Source organism: Neobacillus niacini NBRC 15566 (genome assembly GCF_001591505.1).
Taxonomy (GTDB): Bacteria; Bacillota; Bacilli; order Bacillales; family Cytobacillaceae; genus Neobacillus; species Neobacillus niacini.
In genome coordinates this window covers 14,761-37,908 of sequence record NZ_BCVA01000040.1, presented here as the reverse complement: position 1 = coordinate 37,908, position 23,148 = coordinate 14,761, and the positions used below count along the sequence as shown (strand labels likewise).

The 23,148-nt window shown below is 32.9% G+C and carries 24 protein-coding genes; 21 read left to right on the top strand and 3 right to left on the bottom strand.

Annotation, left to right across the window (positions count from 1 at the left end):
- Positions 1 to 30: 30 nt before the first annotated feature.
- Complete coding sequence (locus BANA01_RS22395) at positions 31 to 1,326, bottom strand: right-handed parallel beta-helix repeat-containing protein (RefSeq protein WP_034673581.1); 1,296 nt, start codon at positions 1,324 to 1,326, stop codon at positions 31 to 33.
- Between the two features lie 184 nt (positions 1,327 to 1,510).
- Between BANA01_RS22395 and BANA01_RS22390 the strand changes: the two genes are divergently transcribed.
- From BANA01_RS22390 to BANA01_RS22370, 6 genes are all read left to right on the top strand, one after another.
- Positions 1,511 to 2,743, top strand: coding sequence for an accessory Sec system protein Asp2 (locus tag BANA01_RS22390; RefSeq protein ID WP_063254849.1), 1,233 nt, complete (start codon positions 1,511 to 1,513; stop codon positions 2,741 to 2,743).
- 70 nt (positions 2,744 to 2,813) lie between these two features.
- A complete protein-coding gene (wecB, locus tag BANA01_RS22385) occupies positions 2,814 to 3,962 on the top strand; it encodes a non-hydrolyzing UDP-N-acetylglucosamine 2-epimerase (RefSeq protein WP_063254848.1) in 1,149 nt (382 codons plus the stop codon).
- Between the two features lie 123 nt (positions 3,963 to 4,085).
- Positions 4,086 to 5,264 (top strand): hypothetical protein, encoded by a 1,179-nt coding sequence (locus tag BANA01_RS22380; RefSeq protein WP_063254847.1) that lies wholly within the window; start codon positions 4,086 to 4,088, stop codon positions 5,262 to 5,264.
- Between the two features lie 227 nt (positions 5,265 to 5,491).
- Positions 5,492 to 5,767: a hypothetical protein gene (locus tag BANA01_RS22375; protein WP_034673595.1), complete on the top strand. Its 276-nt coding sequence runs from the start codon at positions 5,492 to 5,494 to the stop codon at positions 5,765 to 5,767.
- A gap of 289 nt (positions 5,768 to 6,056) precedes the next feature.
- Positions 6,057 to 6,212, top strand: a complete 156-nt coding sequence (locus BANA01_RS29665; RefSeq protein ID WP_157411865.1) for a YwzD family small protein — start codon at positions 6,057 to 6,059, stop codon at positions 6,210 to 6,212.
- 53 nt (positions 6,213 to 6,265) lie between these two features.
- On the top strand, positions 6,266 to 6,418 hold the full coding sequence (locus BANA01_RS22370; RefSeq protein WP_034673593.1) for a hypothetical protein: 153 nt from the start codon (positions 6,266 to 6,268) through the stop codon (positions 6,416 to 6,418).
- Positions 6,419 to 6,602: 184 nt separating this feature from the next.
- Here the strand turns inward: BANA01_RS22370 and BANA01_RS22365 are convergent, their stop codons facing one another.
- Positions 6,603 to 7,829, bottom strand: a complete 1,227-nt coding sequence (locus BANA01_RS22365; RefSeq protein WP_034673591.1) for a C40 family peptidase — start codon at positions 7,827 to 7,829, stop codon at positions 6,603 to 6,605.
- A gap of 213 nt (positions 7,830 to 8,042) precedes the next feature.
- Here BANA01_RS22365 and BANA01_RS29660 point away from each other — a divergent pair, with 213 nt between their 5' ends.
- Positions 8,043 to 8,195 (top strand): YwzD family small protein, encoded by a 153-nt coding sequence (locus BANA01_RS29660; RefSeq protein WP_157411864.1) that lies wholly within the window; start codon positions 8,043 to 8,045, stop codon positions 8,193 to 8,195.
- A 33-nt stretch (positions 8,196 to 8,228) separates the two neighbouring features.
- Here the strand turns inward: BANA01_RS29660 and BANA01_RS22360 are convergent, their stop codons facing one another.
- On the bottom strand, positions 8,229 to 8,987 hold the full coding sequence (locus tag BANA01_RS22360; protein ID WP_052106299.1) for an SGNH/GDSL hydrolase family protein: 759 nt from the start codon (positions 8,985 to 8,987) through the stop codon (positions 8,229 to 8,231).
- A gap of 319 nt (positions 8,988 to 9,306) precedes the next feature.
- Between BANA01_RS22360 and BANA01_RS22355 the strand changes: the two genes are divergently transcribed.
- The 14 genes from BANA01_RS22355 to BANA01_RS22290 all read left to right on the top strand — a co-directional run bounded on the left by BANA01_RS22355 (position 9,307) and on the right by BANA01_RS22290 (position 23,138).
- Entirely contained in the window at positions 9,307 to 10,059 is a 753-nt protein-coding gene (locus tag BANA01_RS22355) for a YveK family protein (RefSeq protein WP_034673589.1), read from the top strand.
- The gene (locus tag BANA01_RS22350) at positions 10,052 to 10,753 is read left to right on the top strand and encodes a CpsD/CapB family tyrosine-protein kinase (protein WP_063254846.1); all 702 of its coding nucleotides are present in this window, start codon (positions 10,052 to 10,054) and stop codon (positions 10,751 to 10,753) included. The genes BANA01_RS22355 and BANA01_RS22350 overlap by 8 nt, the downstream gene beginning before the upstream one ends.
- 102 nt (positions 10,754 to 10,855) lie before the next feature.
- A complete protein-coding gene (locus BANA01_RS22345) occupies positions 10,856 to 11,620 on the top strand; it encodes a tyrosine-protein phosphatase (protein WP_034673586.1) in 765 nt (254 codons plus the stop codon).
- Between the two features lie 321 nt (positions 11,621 to 11,941).
- Positions 11,942 to 12,835 (top strand): UTP--glucose-1-phosphate uridylyltransferase GalU, encoded by an 894-nt coding sequence (gene galU, locus BANA01_RS22340; protein WP_063254845.1) that lies wholly within the window; start codon positions 11,942 to 11,944, stop codon positions 12,833 to 12,835.
- Between the two features lie 19 nt (positions 12,836 to 12,854).
- Positions 12,855 to 13,532, top strand: coding sequence for a sugar transferase (locus BANA01_RS22335; protein ID WP_034673598.1), 678 nt, complete (start codon positions 12,855 to 12,857; stop codon positions 13,530 to 13,532).
- A gap of 99 nt (positions 13,533 to 13,631) precedes the next feature.
- Positions 13,632 to 14,591, top strand: coding sequence for a glycosyltransferase family 2 protein (locus tag BANA01_RS22330; RefSeq protein WP_063254844.1), 960 nt, complete (start codon positions 13,632 to 13,634; stop codon positions 14,589 to 14,591).
- A gap of 60 nt (positions 14,592 to 14,651) precedes the next feature.
- Positions 14,652 to 15,128, top strand: a complete 477-nt coding sequence (pssD, locus tag BANA01_RS22325) for a PssD/Cps14F family polysaccharide biosynthesis glycosyltransferase (protein WP_063254843.1) — start codon at positions 14,652 to 14,654, stop codon at positions 15,126 to 15,128.
- Positions 15,125 to 15,610, top strand: a complete 486-nt coding sequence (pssE, locus tag BANA01_RS22320) for a PssE/Cps14G family polysaccharide biosynthesis glycosyltransferase (protein WP_063254842.1) — start codon at positions 15,125 to 15,127, stop codon at positions 15,608 to 15,610. The genes pssD and pssE overlap by 4 nt, the downstream gene beginning before the upstream one ends.
- A 9-nt stretch (positions 15,611 to 15,619) precedes the next feature.
- Positions 15,620 to 16,603 (top strand): glycosyltransferase, encoded by a 984-nt coding sequence (locus BANA01_RS22315; RefSeq protein ID WP_063254841.1) that lies wholly within the window; start codon positions 15,620 to 15,622, stop codon positions 16,601 to 16,603.
- Positions 16,604 to 16,812: 209 nt separating this feature from the next.
- Positions 16,813 to 18,204, top strand: coding sequence for an oligosaccharide flippase family protein (locus BANA01_RS22310; protein ID WP_063254840.1), 1,392 nt, complete (start codon positions 16,813 to 16,815; stop codon positions 18,202 to 18,204).
- On the top strand, positions 18,197 to 19,423 hold the full coding sequence (locus BANA01_RS22305; protein ID WP_063254839.1) for a polysaccharide pyruvyl transferase family protein: 1,227 nt from the start codon (positions 18,197 to 18,199) through the stop codon (positions 19,421 to 19,423). Before BANA01_RS22310 ends, BANA01_RS22305 begins: the two co-directional genes overlap by 8 nt.
- 78 nt (positions 19,424 to 19,501) lie before the next feature.
- Entirely contained in the window at positions 19,502 to 20,845 is a 1,344-nt protein-coding gene (locus BANA01_RS22300) for an O-antigen ligase family protein (RefSeq protein ID WP_063254838.1), read from the top strand.
- Positions 20,846 to 20,999: 154 nt separating this feature from the next.
- Complete coding sequence (locus BANA01_RS22295) at positions 21,000 to 21,512, top strand: acyltransferase (RefSeq protein ID WP_063254837.1); 513 nt, start codon at positions 21,000 to 21,002, stop codon at positions 21,510 to 21,512.
- 252 nt (positions 21,513 to 21,764) lie between these two features.
- Complete coding sequence (locus tag BANA01_RS22290; protein ID WP_063254836.1) at positions 21,765 to 23,138, top strand: sugar phosphate nucleotidyltransferase; 1,374 nt, start codon at positions 21,765 to 21,767, stop codon at positions 23,136 to 23,138.
- Positions 23,139 to 23,148: the final 10 nt, after the last annotated feature.

The window sequence follows — 23,148 nt, the reverse complement described above, 5'->3', positions numbered from 1 at the left end:
ATCTTCTAAAAGATGGGGATTATTTAACGCCTACTTTTGTACCAATTTTAATCGTTTACCTGACATTTGCTTATTATTTGAGAGAGTAATGTTTGAGTTAGAAGATACTATGTTTATAGCGGGCTTTAAACCGTCACCTTCCCAAAAACGATTATTTGCGATGGTAATATTCGTACCGTTTGCCCCCGAAATTGGAATAATCGTGTCTGAGATTGAATTAGCTAATATGTTACTATCTTGGATATGATTCCAATAAATCCCGCTTGTTGTTACTCTATTTCCACTTGAAGGAGTTAGTCCTCCTCGAATGATATTTCTTTCTACCAAAATCCCAGAGGCTTTATTGTGTACAGAGCCACTTAAACTAATTCCTAAGAAGTATGTAGCATCTAGTTTGTTGCCCCGAACAATTATATTATCTGAATGAATGATATCAATTAAATTGGCTGCATTCGGTAAATCATTTAGGGTTAAGGTATTTATATGGGTATTGTTTACGATCTTCACATTTGATGCCTGTACTTTAATAGCCCTTCTATTACAATTCTTAATTGTGTTACCTAATATAATTCCTTGAGCATTTAGAAACGGAGAGCTACCGTTGTTAAAAAGAAATTGTATCGCATCGCCTTCTTCACCTGTCACTCCAGAAATATAATTATTTCTTACTATATTCTGTTTAGATGCAGCTTCTTTAGATGTAACTAAGATGGCACGGGATGCGCCAATATTATCCCCCAATTTACCGTTCTTTGTACCTTTTATGCTAATAATCGTATTGTCTTCAATTACAATGCCCCCTGATGTTTGAGACTTAATTCCGTAGGCAGTTTGATTACTTCCATAGATATTGGTAATCTTACTATTTTTTACTGTACATTCGGCACCCTGTATCAAAATCCCTCCTGCAGCTTTGTTGTTTCCATCTAATTCAACGGATACTAGACTATGCTCACCTTTAACGGTAAGCATAATGATATTTGGTGAACCTGCCAAGATTACAGCTCCATCTGACGTAATGGTACTTCCAGGTTTAGAAGAGAGTAAACCTGATGTAATTTTAAATACACCATTTTTTAATACCTTATTTTTTCCAGGGGCATTTAACCAGGCTTGAAGAGCCTTGGTGTCATCTGTAATACCATCCCCTATTGCACCAAAGTCTCTAGGGTCTAGTTTTTCATCAACATTCATGTGTGGATTATTTACATCTAACCCATCTTGAGAATTCTTTTTTTGAGTATGAAGCATCGTAAACGTAAAGAAAATAAGTAAAAAAAACATGATGGTCCAATAAAACAAGCGATGAAGTTTATGGTTAAACATGGATACTCCTTTCAAAGACCTATGACGTTTATATTATAACCAGTTTATAAGAGAATAATAATGATTAAGAGTATAGTTCTAATGTTGGAATTATTAGACATTGCATTCAATTACACTTCCTATAATGCTACAATAAAACAGGTGAAAAAATAAAGAAACAACAAAGATATAGGACGGATACGAAATGTTGTCAAATGAAAAAACATACCAAACAAACCTTCCGATAAAATATATTTTTGAAGAAGGTCAAAAAACAAAAGATTATCTGCTAGTAGTCTTTTCGGGTTTTGCAGAAAATACCTCGAAAGTTAAACATGCATATAATTACATGAGAACACTAAAAAACTTTGACTGCCATAAATTATTTATATTAGATAACTATGGACCCAGCGGATGTTATTATATCGGGGAAAACATGAGTTTTGAAGTAGAAACATCCGTATTGTCTTTGATTACAAACATAATTAGAAAGTACAAAATTAATTATGAAAATGTAATTGTTGCGGGTTCTTCAAAGGGTGGAAGTGCTGCATTGTATTTCGGCTTAAAATATAATTTTGGTTATGTAATTGCAGGCGCATTTCAAACAAAAATAGCAGACTACATTACCATTCGACCGGAAGCGTATGACTATATGCTTGGAAGTTCTAGTAATCAAGCAGGGCACGATTATTTAAACGGTATTATTTATAAACAACTTGATAAGGAGATATACACCAAATTATTTTTTATGTCTAGTAAAAATGATTGGCAATACCCTGATCACATTCAACTCTTTTTAGATACGTTAAAAGAAAAAAATATCCCTTATACATACTATGAATGTGAAGAAATGCGGGATCATTCTGATGTAGGCAATCATTTTCCTAAATTTCTATTTGAAAAGTTGTTTCTTATCCTTTATTTTGTTGATTTAAAAGAAATCTCTTATTCTTTAAAAAAGAATACATTTATTGGAAGAGTTCATGCATCCGATAAATTTCATAATTTAAATTTTTACTTAGTTATAAAGGAAAACAGTCAAATTATTCACACCAATATGAATGAAATTGAATATAAACCAATTGATTCTGGTTTTTATACACTATCCATGCTGGTTACGAAAGATGATGATCCTATCTATGAAACAGACTTATTACAGGAATTTATCAGTACGGGAGATTATGAGTTACAAGATGTAATCTTTCAATTGAATGAAAACGATCTTGAACTAGAAATTAAAACCAATTCCAGTGAATTAAAATATGCATTTTACATTTATAAAAATGGTTTAATCATTGATAAAATCATGTATCAAACCAATTCCATTTTGAAGTATCCGCTAAATGGAACAGGTAACTATCAAGTTCAGTATTATATTAAAGATCAAAAAGGCAAGGTATCTGTTAATAAAACAAAATTATTACATAAATTTTAGCTTTATAAGTTATAAAGGGCTGTCGGTATGATATTTTCTAAAAAGATATGCAAAATGAAGGGAGCAAGCAATGGATCAAAAAATAAAAGTAATGACTGTCTTCGGAACAAGACCTGAAGCCATTAAAATGGCTCCTCTTGTAAAAGAACTAGAAAAAAACAGTGAAACAATCGAATCAATTGTGACAGTAACGGCTCAGCACCGACAAATGTTAGACCAGGTGTTATCTATTTTTGATATAACCCCAGATTATGATTTAAATATTATGAAGGATCGCCAAACTTTAACAGACGTTACCATTCGCGCTCTAGAGGGTTTAAATCAAGTGTTGCAAGAAGCAAAGCCAGATATCGTTTTGGTGCATGGTGATACTACAACCACGTTCGTAGCAAGTTTGGCAGCTTTCTACAATAGTCTTCCAATAGGACATGTAGAGGCAGGCTTGCGGACATGGAATAAATTCTCTCCATATCCTGAAGAAATGAACCGACAGTTAACAGGTGTTATGGCTGATTTACATTTTGCACCAACTAGTGATTCAAAACAGAATTTAGTACAGGAAAATAAAAAAGATAACTTCATCTTTGTTACAGGTAATACGGCAATAGACGCTTTAAAAACGACTGTAAAACCAAATTACTCACACCCTGTATTAGATAAATTGGGGAACGATCGGTTAGTATTGATGACCGCACATAGAAGAGAAAATCTTGGTAAACCTATGGAAAATATGTTTCGAGCTATAAGAAGACTTGTCGAAAAACATGATGATATTCAGGTGGTTTATCCAGTACATATGAATCCAGTGGTAAGACAGATTGCAGACAAAATTCTAGGTGATAATAATCGTATCCAGTTAATCGAACCATTAGATGTAATTGATTTCCATAATTTCGCTTCTAAGGCATATTTGATACTTACCGATTCTGGTGGTGTCCAGGAAGAAGCACCCTCTTTGGGTGTACCGGTTTTAGTTCTTAGAGATACAACAGAACGCCCTGAAGGTGTAAAGGCAGGAACATTAAAGCTGGCAGGAACAGATGAAGACATTATTTTTAGCCTGGCTGATGAACTTTTAAGTGACAAAGAGGCACATGATCGAATGGCCAAAGCATCAAATCCTTATGGTGATGGTAATGCTTCAAAAAGGATTGTAGAAGCTATCTTATACTATAAAAATAAAATAGAAACAAGACCTCGTGATTTAGGTGAGGTTTAAGAAAAAGGTCAGTTGGGTATTCCTGACAGACCTTTTTTGTTTTAAAACAGTTCAAAGGATTGTTTGATTTTACATAGTACCTAGTATTAAAGTGTTGTAATATTTAAAGACGAGGTGTGCATGATGTCCAAAAATAAAATTTTATTTTCAGATTTTATTACGATAGATGGAGAAGTGAGTTTTACATATACTGAGACTAATAGTGAAGGTGAAAACCTGTCATCTAATAGGATTTACTTTAATCTATTCCCAGCTATTAAACCAAGACCAGATCTAATTGCACTAGCGATATCAACGTTATGCGCAAAAACATACTCTAGTATCCATTTTGATACGAATGTAAGCGAGTCAATTATAGATGCGATTTCAAAATTTACTTCTGCTGTTGTTACAGCAAGTTTCAGTTTTGATAATTCATATCAAAGAAAGAAAAGAAACAACGTTACATTAAATTTTAGCGGTGGATTTGACAGTCTTGCTGCTAAGTGTTTAATGCCTGAAAATACAAATTTAGTTTCAATGGACTTTGGCGGCAGGTTTTCTAGAGAACGTAGGTTTTTTGAGAACTTTGATACTTGTATCGTAAGTACAAATTTGTTAGAAACGCCTTTAAAATCAAATTCTTGGTCAATGATGGGAATTGCTTCTATTTTATATAGTGACTATTTAGCAACTGACTTTCATACTTTTGGAAGTATCTTTGAAGTAAGCCCAAATAATTTTACTGATTACCCTGTAGCTGCACGAAATAATAGTTTCCCGCCTTTTTTAGCAGCAGGAATGGAGAATGCTCCTTATGTTTTGGGTTTGACAGAGGTAGGTACGCTAAAGGTAATTGGACATTATGAGCCTGACTTAATTGCGCCTTCTTTAGATTCCTTAGCAGATCCTGTTGAGGAAAAAAGATATAGAAAACAAGTATTATCTCTAATTGCATCTGAAAAAGCAAAAAGGGATTATAATCTAACTATTATTGATACACCTCCAAGGCCGCACTTTAAATTTGGCCAAAATCTATCTGCTGACTTTCTATCTTTATACATTATCAAACATGCGGGTTTGGATATAGCTTCACATACCATTATGGATATTCCGGATGAAGTAGTAAAAGCAGCTGATAATTTATCGTTAATGTTTTATGAAAGATTAAACACAAATTTTATAGAAAATTTTCCAAAGGAACTTGTAGGGGGATTACTTTTTAATTTAGGAAATGCTGGGGTTATTCCATTTACTCCTGACGACTGGAAAGAGTATTATCAGGTTAGAGAATTAATGTCAAAATATCATGAATTTAAGTAGAATTAATTAAAAGAAGTGAATTTAGCAAAATCACTAAAATAAGACCTAGATGAGAAGAATGAATCCTGACTTTCAGGGTTCATTCTTCTTTTTAATTATGTAATTTAAGTCATAGAAGTTTTATAAGTATTCGACAATAATATTGACAGGCATTCCAGAATTCAACATAATATTTACGAAACTTATGAAATAATATAAAGTATAAAACGAAAATGGGGTAGTTGACTATGCTATACATAAAAGATCCTTTAAGTTTTAAAGCATCTATTGATATTTCTTTAGAAGTTCTCTCTGAGTTTGCTGATGGTTTGTTAAAGGAGTTTGTTGATTCTATTCCCAGCAGCGTCGACAGGGTAAGCTTGGAGACCACATCGGAAGTAGAAGAAAGCTTAAAGTTTTGTTTGGTTAAATTCAAAGAAACAAAAACCTATCATTGGCTGAGAGAAGATTTAAAAAATGCTCTGTATGACATTGAAATTCAACTGAATAAGAAGGTTTCATAACAAAAAACTGATTGGGTCGGATTAAAGTCCCCAATCAGTTTTTTTGTATCTAGTTCTTATTGCGCCTTCAACTCTGTCTTAACTCCTAGCTTTTCATCTTGAGCAGATACCAAAAAAACGGGAACATAGATTGATAGAACTTATGGATTTAATATGGAATAATGAATAGTGAATAATTTGTAGAAATTTCTGTTTATTACCTGCGTTATTTCTTAAATTACACTATTTTTCTACATAATAGACTACTAAAATACTTAATTAAAGAGAAGGTAAGGGAGGCAAGCAGAAGGTGAACGCTAAAGCACAGAGTAATAGCTCGAAACAGGCTGATTTTTCAAAGCTATTGAAGAAGGCTTATGAAAAGGGCGTGAATGAAAGTGAATTAACACTTGATAAGATTATTGAGGATTTAAAAACTGATTTGAAGAATATGATGATCAATTAAACATTGCTTCATTTATTATCATAGAGAATAATTTCATTAAGGACGGTGACGTAATGATCGCTTTTGAACAATTACCAAAATCGATAAAGAAATCACTGCGCTATATCAATCAAGATGTGAAGTCAATTGAGAAGTTAGAGCAGCTAGAGAAAACATTGGTGCTATATATCAAGAAACGTAAGCTTCAGTTGAAAAAAGAGAACTGATTACATAAATAAGGAAGACTAGCAGATATCTGCTAGTCTTCCTTATTTATTACAAGATATTCGAGTAAATGACTTTAGCAGTGGTGTATGTTTTTTGCAAGCAAAAAGTGAGTTTACCTGCCTAACAAATTCAGTGCCCCAAACCTCACCACTGAAAAAGCCAGGCTGAATGCCTGGCTAAAAATTAATAAAATCGCTTAAACCCATCAAAATGCTCCGTGTAATAAGGGCTAGTTAGGCTCGAAATGGTAACACCCTTTTTCTCATCAGCATGAAGGAACTGATTGTTACCAATATAGATTCCCACGTGAGAGATTCCCTTTTTATACGTATTTTCAAAAAACACTAGATCGCCCGGCTGCGGCTGGTCGACGTAGAACGTACGGCTATAGTAGCCTTCTGCGGAATAGCGGCCAATTTTCTTGCCAGCTAGATTTGCTGCATAGTAGATAAAGCCGCTGCAATCAAAGCCCTTTAAGGAAGACCCGCCCCACGCATAGGGAATGCCCATAACGCTATATCCTGCATTAACGAATGCAGAGGCAAAATCCCCAGTTGCTGGTGGTGTTACGACAGCAGGAGCCTGCCCAACAACCTTCAGTACTTGACCAACATAAATCATATGAGAATTCAAACCATTCAGCGTCATTAAATCCTGAAGGCTCATTTTATACTGCAAGGATATACTGCCTAATGTATCTCCACTCTTTACAGTATAGTCAGTCGTCTGCTTTACATCGCTAGGAGGTGCTACAGGAGCAACGGGTGCCACCGGTGCAGGAGTCGTTACAACTGGTGCCTGTGCCTTCACACTTAATTGCTGCCCGATATAAATTCGGTCGGAATTCAACCCGTTGAGCGTCTTTAACTCCTGAACACTCATACCAACCTGTAAACCAATTTTGCTTAGCGTATCACCATTTACGACTGTATAAACAGAAGTGGCTGAAGGTTCAACAGGTGGTGTAGGTGGAGTCACTGTTGGTGGTGGTGTGGCTGGTGTTGTGACGGCTGCTGAAACCTTTAGGGTTTGTCCAACAAAGATTAAGTCGGAGTTTAACCCATTGAGTGATTTCAACTCTGCAACGGTTGTGCTAAACTGCTTGGCGATTTTGCCAAGATAGTCACCGCTTTTGACTACATAATCACTAGTAGAAACGGGTGCAGGTGCTGGTGCTGCAGGTTGCACAGCAGTTTCAGCAGTAACCTTAAGCGTTTGATTCACATAAATCATATCCGACGTTAAGCCGTTTAAGCCCTTAATTTGCGGGACGGTTGTTTGATATTTTGAGGCAATTTTTGATAGTGTATCTCCCTTTTGAACGGTGTAGGTACTCGCATATGCGGAACCTGCAAATACAGTCGAAAGGAGTGCCGCAGTCGAAACACTGCGAACAATCGTCTTCTTCATCCTCAAGTCTCACCTCTATTATTCTGGTATTTTAAACATATTCTACCACATATCACCATATTATTTTAGATATATTTGCAATTTAGGTGTATAATCCAAGATTTCTCGATATACACAGAATATACTAAATTTAAAAACTGACAATTTATTTACAAATAGAAAGAAGTTTAGTAGAATAAGCGAAAAGATACGAAGAAAGGAGATTTTTGTCTAATGGATGAAAAGAAACACAAGGTTGAGTTGTCACCAAACGATTTCTCTGCCATTGTTAAAAAAGCCTATGATCGAGGCGTGAGCGATCATGGTATAACCGTCCAACAGTTACTTGCAGATTTGAAAGTCGACCTTTTAAAGATAAAAGTTTAATTATATATAGAAAAAAGGCAAACTAGGTTGAATCTAGTCTGCCTTTTTATTTACAAAATAATCAATAAGGAACTGTGCCCAAACCTGGTTACCGTTATCGTTCGGCCCATTTTCACCCTCTGTTAAATATTCCTTTAATTCAAGATTGTCAGTGGCTGGCCAAGCTGTCCAGTGGTCAAGATACGTGATATTGTTTTCTGCTGCAAATTGCTTTAAGCCTTCGACCTGAACAGAATAGTATTGAGGCTGATAAATGGGATACGAAGGTTGAAGAATGAATGTTGTATCCGGATTAGCTGTCTTAATATCTTCCATCAGTTTCGTTACATTTGCCAAAGTGGCATTAATCTTCAGCTTGCCATTGTCATTGAATAGGAACGGTTCGATGACAACAAGTTGTGCTTTTTCGTCAGCAATCTCAAGCTGCTTATTTTCAGCAATCAAATCTTTTGTCGTTTGATCGTATGTAAACTGTGCGGTATGTATTTGGTCACTGCCGAAGCTGTCTGAAAGACTTTGCGAAACGTTCTTCGACCAATCCATTGCAGTAGAACCGACAAAAGCGATCTTAAAAGGCTGATTGTGCTCCAGTGCTAACTTTAGTTGCTCTTTAGCTGTTTCCGGCCAATTTGCAGCAAGCTCTAAATAATCATCAAGATTTATTTCACTCGTATCCTGACTATATACGGGTTCAACTGCTTTTACAGCTATTTTCTGATTCCAGTGAAAATGCCCAAATGCTAAGACAATTACACAGATGATTCCCCAAGTCACTGTGAGAAAATACTTCATTCTGCTACCTCCAAATATATTCTTCTATTATTATAGCAAAAATTTACCATGAAATTTATACCAATTATAAATATCCTACATCATCTTACAAAAAACATGGTATGATTGTTTATGTAATTTACAAATTCCTACAATTTTCTTTACTTTTATTAGTTAAATAGACCTATATGCGTCTTTGGTTTCAATCTTATTAACAAAATTCGTAACAAATTTAAAATAGTAAAAATAAATATCCACCATTCGTCAAAATTCAACAAATTACGACATTCATTCATGTTATAATACTCTTATTTTGAATTAGCATTTACAGGAGGACATTATGGAAGAAACGATTAGTCTTAAAGAGTTACTAGAGACGTTAAAAAAACGAATCATTATGATAATAGTCATTACGATGACAGCTGGATTAGTCAGCGGCGTCATTAGTTACTTTTTTCTAACCCCAATCTATCAGGCTTCGACACAAATACTCGTCAACCAAGCAAAAAGTGAACAAACTTTATATAGTCCAAGTGAAGTTCAAACCAACCTGCAATTAATCAACACATACAATGTTATTATCAAAAGCCCAGCGATTCTTGATAAGGTAATCGTTCAATTAGGATTAGAAATGACAGCAAGCCAATTAAATCAAAAAATTACAGTTGGCAGTGAAAAGGATTCCCAGGTTGTCAATATATCTGTACAAGACCCAGATGCGAATTTGGCTGCGAAAATAGCGAACGTAACGGCTTCCGTATTCCAAAATGAAATTGTAAAAATCATGAGTGTGGATAACGTAAGTATTCTTGCACAAGCAACGGTAGCAGATAATCAAGCGCCAATTAAACCACAGCCTGTTATGAATGTAGCGATTGCGATTGTTGTCGGATTAATGGCGGCAGTGGGACTTGCCTTCTTGCTTGAGTACTTTGATAGCACGATTAAAAATGAACAGGATATTGAAAAAATATTAGAGCTTCCAATCCTCGGCGTCATCGCTCAAATTGATGATCAAAAAATGGAAGAATTGAAACTCCGCAAAGCTGCAGGCAAGAGAGCGGCAGGAAGAGGTGAAACGTACGGTGTTTAAACGAAATAAGAAAGTGAAAACAACAGACCCAAGCCGTAAATTGATTGCATCATTGGATCCGAAATCGCCCATCTCTGAACAATACCGAACCATTCGGACAAATATTCAATATTCATCTGTGGATGAAGAGTTAAAAACGATTATGGTTTCCTCCTCAGGTCCAGGAGAAGGGAAATCGACTACAGCAGCAAACCTAGCTGTCGTTTTTTCTCAACTAGGCAAAAAAGTATTACTAGTAGATGCGGACCTTCGTAAGCCAACGGTTCATCGCAGTTTTGCTGTCAATAATCTATTTGGTTTCACCACGGTGTTAACGAAGCAAGCAACACTTGCGAACACAGTCGTTGAAACAGAGGAAAAGGATCTATTTATCTTAACAAGCGGACCGATTCCCCCGAATCCAGCAGAGCTCCTTAGCTCAAAATCAATGGAACAGTTTATGGAAGAAGCGAAAGAGCAATTTGATTATGTCGTATTTGATACGCCGCCGTTATTAGCGGTAGCGGATCCACAAATTATCGCTAACAAGGTCGATGGTTCCATTTTGGTTGTTTTTAGTGGCAAAACAGAAATTGACCAAGTGAAAAAAGCAAAGGAATTATTAGTGAATGCCCAAAGTAAATTGGTGGGTGTTGTGTTAAACCATAAAGAAATGAAGGACAATGACTATTACTATTATTATGGTGCAAAATAACTAAAATTCGACAAAAACACCCCCTTTACCAAGGTGTTCGACAGTGTTACCATGAAATATGTCATGTAAAAATAACATTTAACTGGAAAGGATTGTGCTGTCATGATTGATTTACATTGTCATATTTTGCCGGGTGTCGATGATGGGGCACAATCTCTTTCAGACTCTCTCAACATGGCGAGGAAAGCTGTTGAGCAGGGGATACATACCATTGTGGCAACGCCGCATCATTTGAATAACTCCTATGAAAATCCAAAACGACAAATACTTGATAGAGTAGAAGAATTAAACCAACTCCTTCAAAAGGAAAACATAGATGTGATGATCCTGCCTGGACAGGAAATACGCGTCCATGGAGAAATGATAGAGGGATATACAATTGGAGAAATTCTCACCGTCAATCATACCCCATATGTGTTAGTAGAATTTCCATCCAACCATGTCCCTAGATATACAGAAAAGTTGTTCTATGATTTGCAAATGAATGGTCTGATCCCTGTGATTGTCCACCCAGAACGAAACCGGGAAATCATCGAACGATCAGAGCTGCTCTATCAGTTAGTGAAAAAGGGTGCGTTAACGCAAATCACCGCTTCAAGTGTCTGCGGTGACTTCGGAAAAAAGATTAAGAACTTTACTCTGCAACTAATTGAAGCAAACCTCACGCATTTCATTGCTTCAGATGCTCATAATCTCACAAATCGAACGTTTAAAATGAGAGAAGCGTTTGGCGTACTACAACAAAAGTACGGGAACGAATTGGTCTATTACTTTGAGGAAAATGCACACCTCGTAGTAGAAGGAAGAGCAGTTTACAAGGAAGATCCTGAACAAATCAAAAGGAAGAAGCTATTCTATTTATTTTAAAACCAATTTAGCCGATAAGATTATTCAACTAGACCATACATCTTTCAGGCTAAAACCACTGATCGGCGAGGCTTCCCTGTCCGTTATCCATGGGAGCACTCGATTATGCTGTGGGAATGCAGAGAAGTCTCCACAAGCCTTAGACGCATGTCGTCAAAAGCATAATGTGAGGACGGGTTAGATGCCTGATTTATTAAATAAACCTATAGATACTTAATGAAAGGATAAGCCGGTTAAACGCTTGCATTTCCATTAGGTATTTATTTTTTTGGACAAAGTTCTTTAGATAGACGAAAGAAAAAGAAAGAGGGGGAAAGAAGAATGAAAAGGGTTAGAAAGGCAATTATCCCGGCTGCAGGTTTAGGGACAAGATTCTTACCAGTAACTAAGGCAATGCCAAAAGAAATGCTACCAATCGTTGATAAGCCTACAATTCAATACATAGTGGAAGAAGCGGTTGCTTCGGGAATTGAAGATATTATTATTGTTACAGGTAAAGGAAAAAGAGCGATTGAGGACCATTTCGATAATGCAGTCGAGCTTGAACAAAATCTAATAGAAAAAGAAAAGTTCGATTTATTAGAGCGGGTTCAGTACCCTACCAATTTAGCTGACATCCATTATATTCGTCAAAAGGAGCCAAAAGGACTAGGACATGCCGTTTGGTGTGCGAGAAACTTCATTGGTAATGAGCCGTTTGCGGTTTTACTTGGGGATGATATTGTTCAAAGCGAAACACCTTGCTTACAACAATTAATTCATCAATATGAAGAAACCTTTTCCTCTGTCATTGGTGTTCAAACAGTACCAGATAATGAAACACATCGTTATGGAATTATTGATCCATTGAGTCAAGATTGTCGTCGCTACCAGGTTAATAACTTTGTAGAAAAGCCAAAGCAGGGAACTGCCCCCTCTAATTTGGCAATTATGGGACGATATGTCCTAACTCCAGAGATCTTCATGTTCCTTGATCGTCAGGAAAAAGGAGCAGGTGGAGAAGTTCAATTAACAGACGCGATTCAAAAGTTAAATGAAATTCAACGAGTATTTGCCTACGATTTCGAAGGAACACGTTATGATGTTGGTGAAAAATTTGGTTTTGTAAAAACAACAATTGAATTTGCCTTGCAGCATGAAGACCTCCATGATGACATGATTGAATATTTGAAGAATCTAGTTTCTTCATTAGATAAAGAAAAAGTAATATTGTAGGAGAAGGAAGGGGTCAAAGTTGTCCAATCTAGCAAATCAAGATGTTGCCTTTTTAGATAATCAAAAAGCAACAGTTAATGTAAATGATGGAAAGGTTTATCTTTTAACAAAAAGATTCATTGATATTATTGGTGCGTTATTCGGGATTCTCTTATTAAGTATACTATTTATAGTTATCGGCATTTTAATTAAGATTGAAGACCCTAAAGGAACAATTTTCTTTTCCCAAAAACGTGTTGGTTTGAATGGTAAAGAATTTAAAATGTATAAGTTCCGTTCGATGGTGTGGAATGCAGAAGAGAGGCTTGCTGAATTATTAAAGTTTAATGAAGTGAGCGGTGCAATGTTTAAAATGAAGAACGATCCTCGGATCACAAAGGTAGGAAAATTCATCCGTAGGACAAGTATTGATGAATTGCCCCAGCTGTTTAATGTTTTAAAAGGAGAAATGAGTTTAGTAGGTCCACGTCCGCCACTTCCAAGAGAAGTAGCAGAATATACCGCCTATGACAAGCAGCGCCTATTGGTTACTCCAGGCTGTACAGGACTTTGGCAGGTAAGTGCTAGAAATAGCGTTGGTTTTAATGAAATGGTGGAATTAGACCTTCAATATATACATAAAAGATCATTCTTTTATGACATAAAAATAATCTTAAAAACGGTGTTAGTACTATTTGGTTCAAAAGATGCATTTTAAGTAAAGTAATGCAAGCTTATTAGAAAATCCATTAACTACATTTGATTCTGGATTGCCTTGCACAAAATTAATCAATTGCATTAATAGTTGGAGGACAAGATGACTTGTAAAAAGGAAATACCAGTTGCAGTAATTATTATAAATTGGAATTCATATATTGATACCTTTGAATGTTTAAAATCATTAGAAAAACAAAGTTATGCAAACTTTCATGTCTACTTAATAGACAATGATTCGACAGACGGTTCCTATGAAAAACTTAAAAAGGATTCACAAGATAATCATTTTAAGTTAGAAATTACTTTTATTCAAGCTGGAAGTAATTTAGGATTTGCTGGAGCAAATAATCTAGGGATCAAAGAAGCATATAACAATGGCATTGAATATTTTTGGTTATTAAATAATGACACGGTAGTAGATAAGGATGCTCTATTAAATTTAGTCAATTTACTAAATTCCAATAAAAAGATTGGAATTGTAGGATCTAAGATTTATTATTTTGAAACTAATATAATATGGTTTGCTGGCGGCTTAATAAATAAATTTACAGGAAAAACCCATCATATTGGAATTGGGGAACAAGACAAAGGACAATTCAATGTAAATAAAGAAATAGATTATGTAACAGGGTGTAGCTTAGCGTTTAGAAAAGAACTTATTGATACTATTGGATATTTAAAAGAGGACTATTTTTTATATTATGAAGAAACCGATTGGAACTTGAAAGCTAGTAAAAATGGTTGGAAAATACTTTATTGTCCAGAATCTATTGTTTATCACAAAGTATCATCTTCTTCTGGAGGACAAGGGACATCCCCTTTTGTCCAATATTATAAATTGAGAAATAGGTTTATTATGATGAATAGGTTAAATAGGTATTTATATTTAACTAATCTATTATTTTTGATAATAAATCTAATTAAAATGTCGATGAAAATATTTTTAATGAATAAAAATAAACAAATGGAACGTATTTGGTATTTACACAAGGGTTTTTTTGATGCTTTAAGGTGTAAAATGGGCAAGCATCCAGACTATTTTAAATCACAAAATTTGTAAACCTATCTACTAACAAACCTTTTATAAATAGAAATAATAAAATAGACTAGGGTGGGGAGAATGACTAATAAGGCTAAAAAAGTGTTTTTTGTAAGTTCATCGGGAGGCCACTTAGCCCAATTAAAACATTTAAGCAAATTTATTATGAATAAGTATACTATAAGCTGGGTTATTGAAAAAAATCTATCTACCCAGGATTTAGAAAACGAGGAGCGTGTATTTTTCTTAAAACACCAAGACAGGAGAATGAAAGGCTTTTTATTCGTTTTTATTTATAACATATTAAAGTCACTGATGATTTTAATTAAAGTACGCCCTGATATAGTTATTACTACAGGGGCAGGGGCAGTTATCCCCATTTGTTATATGGCAAAACTACTTGGTTCTAAAATAGTATTTATTGAGAGTTATGCTAAGATAAATTCTCCAACTTTAACAGGGAGATTTATATATAAAATTGCTGATGAATTTTATGTACAGTGGGAAGAGTTACTACATTATTATCCTGAAGCAAAATTTAGGGGGTCTATTTATTGATTTTTGTTACTGTTGGTACACAAAATTTTCCCTTTGTAAGATTATTTAACGAAATAGAAAAACTTATAGAAAAAAAAATTATAAAAGAAGAAGTGATAATGCAAGTTGGTAAATCTAATTTTGAATCTAAATATTTGGAGACATATGATTTTATAGAAAATGAAAAAGTAAATAAATTAATAGAAAAAAGTAGCTTTGTAATTACGCATGCAGGAACAGGCTCGATTATAAGTATTTTGAAAAAAAATAGAAAAGCCATTGTAGTACCAAGAATGGCAAAATATGCTGAGCATGTTGATGATCACCAGTTGGAAATCACTAGAGTTTTTGCTGAAAAAAAATATATTGAGCCTGTATACGATATTAATAAACTTCAAGAAGCAATCTATAATGTAAAAAAATTTAATTATATGAAATATACGGATAATGAAAATAACTTGTTAGCAAAATCTATCTTAGAATATATAGAAAGTTTAGATTGAGGTGATCTTTTGAAAAAAAAAAATAGCATATTTATTGTTTGGAGAAATTATCAAGCTAGAGTAGATTCAATGCAAGAGCATTTTAATTATGAAGTATTTTATATTGATAAGAGTTTTAAGTCTAAGAAATTAAAACCCTTTGAATATCTTTTTAAGGGGTTAATAACCTTAATGAAATTAATTATTAAAAGACCCACTGTTATTTGGGTGCAACTTCCCCCAACACCAGTAATGTATGTCTTATACTTTTACAAGTTATTTTTTAAAAATAGTGTAATAATTTCAGATTGTCATAATGGCATGTTTAGGAAACCTTGGGTAAGCACCCCTTTTGCAATAACATTAATTAATAAATTGTCTAATGTAATACTTGTTCATAATTCCGAAATATATAATGAAGTTATTAAAAATTTTAAGATATCTAGTGAAAAGTGTTATGTATTAGAGGATAATTCAATTGAAATGTCAGCAACTATAGAAAATAAAAAGAATGAAGGAAAACCTACTGTGCTATTTCCAGCTTCATTTAATGAAGATGAACCGATAGATCAAATTTTAAAGGCTGCGCGGTCTTTGCCAGATATTAATTTTGTTATTACTGGTAATTTAAAAAGGGCAAATATATTTCATGATATTTCAAATGCAAGCTCTAATGTAATATTTACAGGATGGATAAGTAAAGAAGAATATAATAGACTTCTGAAAAATTCAGATATCGTTTTAGGGCTTACTAAATTTGAAGGGATTCAGTTAAGTGTTGCAAATGAAGCTGTTGGTTATGAAAAAGCAATGGTGCTTTCAGACACTAAAATATTAAAGGAATTATTTTATAAAGGTGCAATTTATGTTCAAAATGAAGAAGATTCTTTAATTTCGGGGATTACTGAAGCTATAAATTGTAAAAATCAATTAGAAAAAGAAACTAAAGAACTTAAAATTGAGAGAAAGCAAAAATGGCTTGAACAAGCAAAGGTTGTTAAAGAATTCATTTAGTTAAGAATTCTTTCTTTTTTTTTTGGAATTTTTTACTTTTAAAATTAATTTATCATTTGATGTTAAATGGAATGAAGGTTTTAAATATTTGTAATACAAATTTATAAGCCAAAAAACATTTATAATCTTCACGAAAAGGATAGATTCATTTAGGAATAACTTGCTTGCTATTAATAATCATTAGAAAACTTTAACTGAAGGATATTAAAATGAAAAGAAATTTTATTTTTATGTGTTTTACTTTATTTTTAAGGTTATTTACAAATATGCTCTTATTTATACTTCTAGCAAGAGTTTGGTCTGTTGAGGATTTTGGGAAATTTATGTACTGTTTTACAATCTCAAATTTATTGATTTTGTTAATTGATTATGGATTTCCTTTAAAACTAGTTAAAGATATTAGTATAAATATCAAAAACATTAATCACATTTTTATAACTAGTATATGGTCTAAATTGTGGCTAACGATTGTTGCATTATTATTATTTCTATTTGGCTCTAGGTATTTATTTGATGATGATTATACATTTTATGTGGCTTTAATTTTGGTTTTCTCAGCAATTTTAAATTCATTTACAATTCATTTTACACTTCCTCATAGAGCTTTAAATAAATTCGAAGTTGAGACAAAATTAAGCTTTTCGAATTCGTGCATGTTTTTTATTGTATTTTCAGTATTGTTATTTTTTACGCCATCTATACTGGAAGTAGCTTTTGCCTATTTATTTATTAGGTTAACCAATCTAATAAATTCTATTATTACTGTAAAAAAACACCTGAAATTGAAGTTCAACTTGTTAAGAAAAATCAAAGGTTCTTTAAAGTATATTATTTCAAATAGTACCTTCGCTATTCATTTAATCTTAGGTTCTTTATATTTTCAAATTGATACTATGTTAATTCAAAAGTTACTAGGAAATGAACAAGTTGCATATTATCAAGCCCCAATGAGACTTATTATGGGTTCTTTAATACTTATGCAAGCGATTAGTAACTCAAGTCTACCATTAATAAGTAAACTAAGCGAAGATAATAATAAGCTTATTGAGTTTTCAAAATCTGTAAATGAAAAAGCTTTAGGACTAGGTGGGTTAATAACAATTGTTTTTTCCCTTTTTAGTGAAGAAGTTATTAATTTCTTTTATGGCTATTCATATGCTACATCGGCTACCATTTTCGGTATGCTATCAATAGTAGTTTTTTTACGTTATTTTACGACTATATATGGGGTGGTCATAACGGTTATAAATAAACAAACTATGCGAGCTTTAATAGCTGCAATAGCTTTAATATTAAGTGTTTTATTTAATCTTATTTTTATTTCTATGATAGGAATTTATGGGGCAGTACTTAGTTTGATTCTTACAACATTACTAATTCTTTGTTTTTATATAATTTTAGTTAATAAAGCTTTTGGCGATCATTTATTTTCAAATGGTGGAAATATAATTATTGTTTTGGTTGGTATATGTTGTATTCTACCGTATTTTACTAATTTAAATTTCTATCTTAAAGTTTCAATTGTGATTATATATTTGTCAGTCGTAATATTTGTGTTAGGTAAAGATAAAGTAAGAGGAGTGCTAGATAAAAATGAATAAAATCGTCCTACTGGGTGCATTTGATAGATTTAATTATGGTGATTTATTGTTTCCACTTATATTAGAAAATTACCTTCATGACATGTTAATAAATGGTAAAAAATATACAGTGGAATATTATGGTTTAATTGAAAGTGATTTATCTTTAAAAGGAGGAAAACCAACAAAAAAATTATCAAGTTTGTTTAGAGAAAACGAGTTAAAAAATGGTGATACAATTATTATGGTTGGCGGCGAAATGTTGGGTGCAACATGGTATAGAATGAAACTAAGTTTACAAGCCAATAATGTAATTAATTATACTTATAAGATAGCAAGTAAATTAATTGGTGAACCAAGAGTAAGTAAATATATTAGAAAACGTATGAAAGTTAAAAATGATATGCCTTGGGTTATAGATCCGAACTCATTTACTCCATCCGTAAAAGTTATCTATAATACTGTTGGTGGTTCAAAAATTAAACAAACAAATAGGCAATATCTATCTAGAGCTCTAGCAAATGCAAGTTTTATCTCAGTAAGGGATAATACCACAAAGGGGAATCTTGGAAATATTATCGATAGTAAAATTGACGATGTTAATGTTTATCCTGATTCTGCATTAATCATGTCTGATATTTTTTCTAAAGAACTCTTATTAGAAAAGAGTACTAAAGCTACTTCTACCTGGATAAAAAGAGAAAAACCCTATTTAGTTTTTCAAGTGAATAAACACATTGGAAAAGATAAAATTGATATATTAGCAGAAAAACTTCATAAGATACATGAGTATACCAATTTAGATATTGTTTTACTACCTATTGGGACTGCTGCTAATCATGAAGACCATATTCCTTTAATGAGTATAAAGACTAAAGCAAATAATGCTAAATTTATTTATTTACCTTCAGAAGAAAATATTTATGAGATTATGTGCTTAATTGCACACGCAAAAATTTATGTTGGTACTAGTTTACATGGTGCAATAACTTCGTTGTCTTATAATATTCCTCATCTAGCTTTTACTGACAAAATAACTAAATTAATAGAGTTTATTAAAACTTGGGAACAAGGTGAGGAGTTAATCTATACAGATACACAAAATATGGAGATTAATATTAAAAGAAAAATAGATTGTTTTAATTATGAAAAATCCAATACATTATTAAAAGAACTAAAAAATAAAGTTTATATGAATTTGGAACAAATAAAGAAAGTAATTGAACAGGATACTAAATAAAATTATTTATCAATTGAAGATATTTTGGAACCTTTAATTCCTTTATATTATTTTATAAATATTAAAAAGGAGGATATTTTGGAAAACTACTATTTTAGACAGGTTTCTTCTTCATATCATAATGTTGAATTAAATATATTAAATAGACTTGCTTATTTAATAGGACTAACTCTTTGGTTTCCGAGTTTTGCTATTTTGAATATTGGGAATCGTGTAGGATTACAGTTAGTTTTACCTTTAGCTATGTTTTATTGTTTTTTAATGGTTTATTCTAGTTCTAAAATAAATAAAAAAATATTTTTCGTTGTATTTTTTTGGATTTTCATTTTATTATTAAGTGTTTTTTCTTCAAAATATCCTCAGGATTCATTTTTAGGTTTTTTGAGGTACCTGATGCAATTTATTGTCCTAATCTGTGGATCATATATTGTTATGGGAGAAAATGATAGAAAGTTGTTTATTAAGGGTTATATCTTTGGTGCAGTAATATCTAGTTTGTATGCCATATATCAATATTTTGCTTTCGCTTATAGTTTGCCATTTTCAACACTATTACAAAATAACGTATCCCAACCATTAAAAGCTATGTATTATGGTAATGGTAATTTCGATGCAAGGAGCTTTGCATTTACACCTGAACCATCTGTATTAATAAGTTTGTTACTTCCTGCCCTAATGATACAAATAGTTATTGTTATAAATAAAACTTCCCGTAAGTCTATAGGAAGGCTTATTTTATTCCTAATTGCTTTGGTTTTTAGTGGATCAATGTCTGGATACGCAGTTTTATTAATGACAGTGATGATTTTGATTCTTCATCCTAGTATGTTTAGAAGATTTTCTAAACTAATAATATTATTGTTTTTTACAGTCTTCTTTTTAATGATTTTATTAATCTCGATTCCATCTGTTGCAGATATAATTTTTTCTGTAGTTTCTAGATTCTTAGCTATACCAGATCAAATTGTTGCACTTAGTACGTTATCAACCGTACGTGGGTACGGATATGACTATTCTACATTGTCTAGATTTGCTAGTATTGTTGCGGGTGTTCATGCTTTTTTAGATAATCCTTTATTTGGTTGGGGAACTGGCGCAGGAGTCGCTGAGGCTATTTCTTCCCAGATTCCATCTAATATTGAACAGAGGACTGGAGCTAGTAGTTTTCCAGTCCAAATAGCTGCAGAACAAGGAATAGGCGGTCTTTTATTATTGACCTATTTAACAATTATTGCTATAAAAAACTCGCGTAAAAATTCTATTATTTTTGCTGCGTTTATTGGAGTTATGGTTCATTCAATTACAACATCAAGTGGACTTTGGAATATTTCTTTTTGGGTTCTATGTGGGATGGCTGCTTCTGTTCCAAGTAATATAGAAAATGGTAAGAATGAAAAGGAAATAGTTGAAGAGTTCGAATAAATTAACCCTTGTACACTTATCAATACTCTTTCTGTTATTAAATTAATCATTAAATAAGAAAATGGAAAATTCTACGGAAAATTTACTTATAAAATTAATAAGGACGATTAAATTCATTTTAATATACCATTTTGACTTATCCGTGAGGTGAATTATGGGCAATTATTTTTGGAAAGTTTTTAACTCTATTCAACAATCCGCTTTTTTGCATAAAAAAATAAGAATTATTCTTTTGAATTTTTGTGGAGCTACAATAGATTCAAGTGCAGGAATTGCAGAAAATGTTTACATCGGCTCAAATAAAATTACTATGGGGAAAGATACAGCAGTTAATGTTGGTAGTTTTCTCGATGGTAATGCCCCAATTGTAATAGAAGATTATGTAAGAGTGGGTCCACATGTTAAAGTTCTGACAGGGACACATAAATATAGGTTTTCAGTAATTAGGAGAAGAAAAGAAGATGGTACTGTTTCAAAAGGGGTAGTAATAAAAAAAGGAAGTTGGATTGGTTTAGGATCAATAATTATGCCAGGTGTAATAATTGAGGAAGGGTGTATAATAGCTTCGGGAGCAGTAGTTATTAAAAGTACAACTCCAAATGGATTATATGCGGGTAATCCCGCCAAAAGGGTAAAAGATTTACCTATCACTGAAGATTTAAAGTAATAACGGATAACATTCTGTTATTCCTGGTATATGGTTACCATAAGGACATATAAAATTTTTAATATACCCGTATTTTTTTAATTAATACGGGTTTTCATATTCAAATAAGCCTAATGTAATAGGTTTAATATATTTCTAAAAAGGTATGTTTTTTGGCATAGTTGTGGTTTTTGTATAAAAAAATTGGGGAAAAGTACCTGTTCATTTTAGTGTTTTTAACAGTAAATTTTTCCTGCATTGAGAGGGATTATGATGAAATTAGTATTACTCTCCGGCGGTTCAGGTAAACGGTTGTGGCCATTGTCTAATGATGCGCGATCAAAACAATTTTTAAAAGTACTTAGGGATGAACAAAATGAATTGCAGTCGATGGTACAAAGAGTCTGGGGACAATTAGATAAATTGGGTTTAACACAAAACGCTGTAATTGCAACAAGTAAAACTCAAGTTGAGATGATTCAAAGTCAAATAGGTAAAGATGTCTCTCTAATTGTAGAACCTGAAAGAAGAGATACTTTTCCTGCAATTGCTTTAGCATCAGCTTATTTATATTCTCTTATGAATTCATCTCGTGATGAAATAGTAGGAGTATTACCAGTAGATCCGTTTGTAGAAGATGAATTTTTTGCTAGATTACTAGATTTAGAAGATGTATTAAAATCTACTAATGCTGAATTGGCACTAATAGGAGTAAAACCAACTTTCCCTTCAGAAAAATACGGTTATATTATTCCTAATGATAAAAAATCCAATAATGGTATAGTGACAGTTAATGACTTTAAAGAGAAACCAAATATAGAAGAAGCAAAAATACTATTTGAGCAGGAAGCTTTATGGAATTGTGGTGTTTTTGCATTCAGACTAGATAAGATAATTTCATTATTAGAGGAAAAAGGATTACCTACCGACTACGAGGAACTGTCTGTCAATTATTCTCTTTTACCTAAAATTAGTTTTGATTATGAAGTTGTCGAGAAAAAACAAGAAATTGTGGCTATCCAATATGATGGTAATTGGAAAGATTTGGGGACATGGAATACCCTAACAGAAGAAATGGGGACTAACATCCTAGGAAAGGCTAATATTAGTAATGATTCAAAAAATTCCCATATCATTAATGAATTAGATATTCCTGTTTCAATACTTGGATTATCAAATATTATTGTTGCAGCAAGTCCTGATGGAATCTTAGTAACTGATAAAGATGCAAGCCCTCGTGTGAAAGAATTGGTTGAGGGTTTAAAACAAAGACCTATGTATGAAGAACGTCGCTGGGGTTGGTATCGAGTTCTTGAGCACACCAAATATGTGAATCAAACCGAAGTATTAACAAAACGGATTAGTATAACAGCGGGGAAAAATTTAAGCTATCAGTACCATAACCACCGCCAAGAGGTTTGGACAATAGTAAAAGGTGAAGGTGTTCTGCTTTTAAATAATGAGTTCAAAGTAATTAAGACAGGAGACGTAGTTGAAATACCGGTGAGGATGAAACATGCTGTAAAGGCGGTCACTGATTTAGAGTTTATAGAAGTGCAGACCGGAAATCAATTAGTGGAAGAGGATAATCACCGTCTCATTTTAAACTGGGATGAAATTGAAGAAAGTATATATACCTTGAACTAGCCGTTGTTAT

Coding starts and splice junctions, on each gene's coding strand:
- BANA01_RS22395 (WP_034673581.1), bottom strand. CDS start 1,326: ATGTTTAACCATAAACTTCATCGCTTGTTTTATTGGACCATCATGTTT.
- BANA01_RS22390 (WP_063254849.1), top strand. CDS start 1,511: ATGTTGTCAAATGAAAAAACATACCAAACAAACCTTCCGATAAAATAT.
- wecB (WP_063254848.1), top strand. CDS start 2,814: ATGGATCAAAAAATAAAAGTAATGACTGTCTTCGGAACAAGACCTGAA.
- BANA01_RS22380 (WP_063254847.1), top strand. CDS start 4,086: ATGTCCAAAAATAAAATTTTATTTTCAGATTTTATTACGATAGATGGA.
- BANA01_RS22375 (WP_034673595.1), top strand. CDS start 5,492: ATGCTATACATAAAAGATCCTTTAAGTTTTAAAGCATCTATTGATATT.
- BANA01_RS22370 (WP_034673593.1), top strand. CDS start 6,266: ATGATCGCTTTTGAACAATTACCAAAATCGATAAAGAAATCACTGCGC.
- BANA01_RS22365 (WP_034673591.1), bottom strand. CDS start 7,829: ATGAAGAAGACGATTGTTCGCAGTGTTTCGACTGCGGCACTCCTTTCG.
- BANA01_RS29660 (WP_157411864.1), top strand. CDS start 8,043: ATGGATGAAAAGAAACACAAGGTTGAGTTGTCACCAAACGATTTCTCT.
- BANA01_RS22360 (WP_052106299.1), bottom strand. CDS start 8,987: ATGAAGTATTTTCTCACAGTGACTTGGGGAATCATCTGTGTAATTGTC.
- BANA01_RS22355 (WP_034673589.1), top strand. CDS start 9,307: ATGGAAGAAACGATTAGTCTTAAAGAGTTACTAGAGACGTTAAAAAAA.
- BANA01_RS22345 (WP_034673586.1), top strand. CDS start 10,856: ATGATTGATTTACATTGTCATATTTTGCCGGGTGTCGATGATGGGGCA.
- galU (WP_063254845.1), top strand. CDS start 11,942: ATGAAAAGGGTTAGAAAGGCAATTATCCCGGCTGCAGGTTTAGGGACA.
- BANA01_RS22330 (WP_063254844.1), top strand. CDS start 13,632: ATGACTTGTAAAAAGGAAATACCAGTTGCAGTAATTATTATAAATTGG.
- pssD (WP_063254843.1), top strand. CDS start 14,652: ATGACTAATAAGGCTAAAAAAGTGTTTTTTGTAAGTTCATCGGGAGGC.
- BANA01_RS22310 (WP_063254840.1), top strand. CDS start 16,813: ATGAAAAGAAATTTTATTTTTATGTGTTTTACTTTATTTTTAAGGTTA.
- BANA01_RS22305 (WP_063254839.1), top strand. CDS start 18,197: ATGAATAAAATCGTCCTACTGGGTGCATTTGATAGATTTAATTATGGT.
- BANA01_RS22295 (WP_063254837.1), top strand. CDS start 21,000: ATGGGCAATTATTTTTGGAAAGTTTTTAACTCTATTCAACAATCCGCT.
- BANA01_RS22290 (WP_063254836.1), top strand. CDS start 21,765: ATGAAATTAGTATTACTCTCCGGCGGTTCAGGTAAACGGTTGTGGCCA.